Source organism: uncultured Mycobacterium sp. (assembly GCF_964249325.1).
GTDB lineage: Bacteria > Actinomycetota > Actinomycetes > Mycobacteriales > Mycobacteriaceae > Mycobacterium.
Genome location: NZ_CAXUCH010000339.1, coordinates 1 through 3,671, shown reverse-complemented (window position 1 = coordinate 3,671; position 3,671 = coordinate 1). Strand labels below are relative to the sequence as shown.

3 protein-coding genes and 2 pseudogenes are annotated in these 3,671 nt (G+C 67.7%); all 5 read left to right on the top strand.

The features are described 5' to 3' along the window. The first annotated feature begins 68 nt into the window (after nucleotides 1-68). Nucleotides 69-980: an SDR family NAD(P)-dependent oxidoreductase gene (locus ACFE99_RS24000; RefSeq protein ID WP_375489231.1), complete on the top strand. Its 912-nt coding sequence runs from the start codon at nucleotides 69-71 to the stop codon at nucleotides 978-980. A gap of 17 nt (nucleotides 981-997) precedes the next feature. After that, nucleotides 998-1,504 carry a cupin domain-containing protein gene (locus ACFE99_RS23995; protein ID WP_375489229.1) on the top strand — a complete coding sequence of 169 codons (507 nt, stop codon included), beginning with the start codon at nucleotides 998-1,000 and terminating at the stop codon, nucleotides 1,502-1,504. Between the two features lie 54 nt (nucleotides 1,505-1,558). Beyond that, a pseudogene (locus tag ACFE99_RS23990) lies at nucleotides 1,559-2,304 on the top strand (DEAD/DEAH box helicase). Nucleotides 2,305-2,359: 55 nt separating this feature from the next. Beyond that, nucleotides 2,360-3,283 carry an SDR family NAD(P)-dependent oxidoreductase gene (locus ACFE99_RS23985; protein WP_375489227.1) on the top strand — a complete coding sequence of 308 codons (924 nt, stop codon included), beginning with the start codon at nucleotides 2,360-2,362 and terminating at the stop codon, nucleotides 3,281-3,283. 11 nt (nucleotides 3,284-3,294) lie between these two features. Then, nucleotides 3,295-3,671: pseudogene (locus ACFE99_RS23980) on the top strand (molybdopterin molybdenumtransferase MoeA); the annotation flags it as partial.

Genomic DNA, 3,671 nt, shown 5'->3' with positions numbered 1-3,671 from the left:
CGACGGCATCGCCCATACTAACAAGAGCAAGCGAATTAATGACTCAGGACACTAGTGAGGAGCTTCCCATGGCCAAGTGGACCGCCGCGGACATTCCCGACCAGACCGGCCGTGTCGCCGTCATCACCGGGGCCAACACCGGCCTGGGCTACGAGACCGCCATGGCGCTCGCCGCACATCGCGCTCACGTCGTTCTCGCGGTGCGCAACTTGGACAAGGGCAAGGAGGCTGCCGATCTGATCGCCAAGCGCAACCCCGGTGCCACTGTCACGCTACAAGAGCTCGACCTTGCGTCGCTGGACTCCATCCGAGCCGCCGCCGAACAGCTGCGCGCAGAGCACGACCGCATCGACCTGCTGATCAACAACGCAGGCGTCATGGGGACGCCGAAACAGCGCACCAAGGACGGGTTCGAGCTTCAGTTCGGCACCAACCATCTCGGCCACTTCGCGCTCACCGGCCTGCTGCTCCACCGGCTCTTGCCGGTCGCCGGTTCGCGGGTCGTCACTGTCAGCAGCATCGGACACCGCATCCGGGCCGGCATTCATTTCGACGATCTGCAGTGGGAACGCCGCTACAGCCGGGTCGGGGCCTACGGGCAGTCCAAGCTCGCCAACCTGCTGTTCACGTACGAACTGCAGCGACGACTCGCGCCGCGCGGAACGACGATCGCCGTCGCCGCCCACCCCGGCGGCTCCCGCACCGAGCTGAGCCGCAACCTGCCTCCGCTGGCCGCGCGCGTCACGTCCTTCGTCGAACCGCTCTTCCAGGACGCCGCCATGGGCGCACTGCCGACCCTGCGTGCCGCCACCGATCCGGGTGTACTGGGCGGGCAGTACTACGGTCCCGACGGCTTCGGCGAGCAACGCGGCTACCCGAAGGTGGTGGCGTCCAGTGACCAGTCCCACGACGTCGAACTGCAAAAGCGGCTGTGGGCGGTGTCCGAGGAGCTCACCGGGGTGGTGTACCCCGTCGGCTGATCCGGCAGACTGAAGCGATGTCGCTCGTCGTGCCGCCGTATCCAGAGCCCCGCTATCTCGACGACGAGCCGCAAGTCAGTGCCTGGCTCAAACGCGCTCCTGAAAATGGAGGGGCGCCGCCGGACTACGAGACCCCCGGCGTGAAATACCACTATCTGGCCAACCAACAGGCCACCGCCGGCGACTATGGCCTCTACCGCGTCGACATCGCCTCCGCCGCCGGTGGCCCCGGCCCACATTTTCACCGCGCCATCTCCGAGGCTTTCTTCGTGCTGTCCGGGACGATGAAGCTCTACGACGGCAACGACTGGGTCGACGGCCACCAAGGCGACTTCCTGTATGTGCCGCCCGGCGGGATCCACGGCTTCCGCAACGAGGCCGACGAGCCGGCATCGATCTTGATGCTGTTCGCCCCGGGCGCACCGCGGGAGGCGTATTTCGAGGGCTTCGCGGCGTTGGCCGATATGACCGACGAGGAACGCCGAGAGTGGTTCATCCGCCACGACAACTTCTGGGTCCGGTAGCCACAACGGGCGTCCTGTAAAGATTCGCAGCCCGATGCCCTTGCCCTACCATGCATCTCGATCAGAGGGGGGTTTCGGGTGCGGGCAACCGATGCGCCCAGCACCCGAGCATTGCGGGGCTGGCAGCGGCGGGCGTTGGTGCGGTATCTGACCGCGAAACCGCGCGACTTTCTGCTGGTCGCCACTCCCGGTGCAGGTAAGACGGCGTTTGCTCTGCGCATCGCCGCGGAACTATTGGCCGATCGAAGCATCGACACGATCACGGTGGTGGTGCCCACCGAACACCTCAAGACGCAGTGGGCGCTGGCCGCGGCCGCCGACGGGCTCGTGTTGGATCCCCGCTTCAGCAACGCCGCCGCGCACACCTCCGCGGAATACCACGGCATCGTCGTCACCTATGCCGCCGACGCCGAGCTGGACCAAGTCATCTGCGACGGTGCGTCGTTCGGCACCGCGACCCCGGCTGGCAGCGACGAGGAAGCCGACTACTTGGGGATCCCCGGTCTGTTGGATGCCGATCAGATGCGAGATCTCTTGCGGCGCCGCCAGGAAGAACAGCTTGCTCGGGCCACGGCGAGCGGCGCCGGGGCCCACCCGAGCCGGTTGCGCGACACCGGCGGCTGCACGCACTGCGCCGCGAGCTCAACCAGCAAGTCGCGCTGGCGCACCACCGCACCGGCAAGCCGCACGGCTGCATCCACAATGAGCTGCGCCGGATCTGCGGTGGACCGCCGGTGGCCGCAGCGACCAGCGATCAACTCACGGCGGGCATCGAAGCGGCGCGCAGGCTGACCGCGTGAGCCGGTTCGGCCGTGCCCGCTGCTCGGCGCCGGTCGGTCGGTATCGTTTTCGGCCATGGGCGCAGGAGGCAAATGGTCCGCCGCTGACGTGCCGGACCAGAGCGGCCGCGTCGCCATCGTCACCGGCGCCAACACCGGAATCGGCTACCACACCGCCGCAGTGCTCGCCCAGCGGGGCGCGCGTGTCGTGCTGGCGGTGCGCGACCTGGAGAAGGGCAACGTCGCGCTGGCGAGGATCGTCGCCGCCAGTCCCGGCGCGGACGTCACGCTGCAAGAACTCGACTTGGCCTCGCTGGACTCCATCCGTGCCGCTGCCGAAGCGCTGCGCCGGGCTTACCCGCGGATCGATCTCCTGATCAACAACGCCGGCGTGATGTATACGTCCAAGCAGCTCACCCACGACGGTTTCGAGCTGCAGTTCGGCACCAACCATCTGGGCCACTTCGCGCTGACCGGGCTGGTGCTCGACCACCTGCTGTCGGTCCGGGGGTCGCGGGTGGTGACGGTGAGCAGCAACGCGCACCGGTTTCGCGCGTCGATCCGTTTCGACGATCTGAATTGGGAGCGCCGTTACGACCGGGTCGCCGCCTACGGGCAGGCCAAACTGGCGAACCTGCTATTCACATACGAACTGCAGCGGCGGCTAGCGGCGAAGAACGCGCCCACGATCGCCGTGGCCGCGCATCCCGGTAGCTCCAGCACCGAGCTCACCCGCAATCTGCCCACCGTGCTGAAGCCCGCCGTTGCCGTGTTCGGGCCGCTGGTGTTCCAGAGCGCGGCGATGGGTGCCCTACCGACGCTGCGGGCTGCCACCGATCCCGGCATGCAGGGCGGCGAATATTACGGCCCGGACGGTTTCGCCCAACAGCGCGGATATCCCAAGCTTGTGGAATCCAGCGGGCAATCCCACGACGAAGAGTTGCAGCGCAGACTGTGGGCCGTGTCCGAAGAGCTCACCGGCGTCACGTTCCCGGTTTGAGGCCCGGTCTGATGCGGTCAGTCGAGGAACACCAGCGCGTCGTCGCCGACCTGATCACCGCCCGGCCCGCCATCAGCACCGGGCTCGCCGACGCGCAAAGCCTGGCGCTGGCCGACGATGTGGCTGCCCCGATGTCGCTGCCGGTGTTCGACAACTCCGCGATGGACGGCTACGCGGTGCGGGCCGAAGACGTGGCCTCAGCAACGGCCGAGCAGCCGGTGAAATTGCCGGTGGCCGAAGACATTCCGGCCGGGCGCACCGACATCCCAACCCTGCAGCCGGGCACCGCGCACCGGATCATGACGGGCGCGCCGATGCCGCAGGGCGCGACGGCAGTGGTTCCGGTGGAGAACACCGACGCCGGTACCCAGACCGTCGCGATCTACGC

Bases quoted from the DNA above. Each gene is read 5' to 3' on its own strand.
- ACFE99_RS24000 (WP_375489231.1), top strand. From the start codon at position 69: ATGGCCAAGTGGACCGCCGCGGACATTCCCGACCAGACCGGCCGTGTC.
- ACFE99_RS23995 (WP_375489229.1), top strand. From the start codon at position 998: ATGTCGCTCGTCGTGCCGCCGTATCCAGAGCCCCGCTATCTCGACGAC.
- ACFE99_RS23985 (WP_375489227.1), top strand. From the start codon at position 2,360: ATGGGCGCAGGAGGCAAATGGTCCGCCGCTGACGTGCCGGACCAGAGC.